Source organism: Pseudomonas juntendi (assembly GCF_009932375.1).
In the GTDB taxonomy this organism is placed as follows: domain Bacteria; phylum Pseudomonadota; class Gammaproteobacteria; order Pseudomonadales; family Pseudomonadaceae; genus Aquipseudomonas; species Aquipseudomonas juntendi.
This window is the reverse complement of record NZ_BLJG01000593.1, coordinates 1-253: the sequence shown is the minus strand read 5'-3', so window position 1 is coordinate 253 and position 253 is coordinate 1. Positions and strand designations below refer to the sequence as shown.

General features: G+C 71.1%; 1 protein-coding gene. It reads left to right on the top strand.

What is annotated here, in order from left to right; translation table 11 throughout:
• A partial coding sequence (locus tag GYA94_RS27410; RefSeq protein WP_161893522.1) for a condensation domain-containing protein occupies nucleotides 1-253 on the top strand: 253 nt, incomplete at both ends.

The window sequence follows — 253 nt, the reverse complement described above, 5'->3', positions numbered from 1 at the left end:
CGGACTGCTGGGCGACATAGTGGAGCCCACCGTGGTCTACGGCCGGGACGATGCGCACGGTGGCACCCGTGACGTACACGACAGCCGCCTGACCGTGGATGCCGCACTGTGCGGGCGGTTGCGCGGGCAGGCTCGGCACTTGGGCGTGAGCGTCGCCAGCCTGATGCACCAGGCCTGGGCGCAAGTACTGGCGCAGTTGTCCGGCCGCGAAGAGGTGGTGTGCGGCACGGTGCTGCTGGGCCGCCTGCAGGGC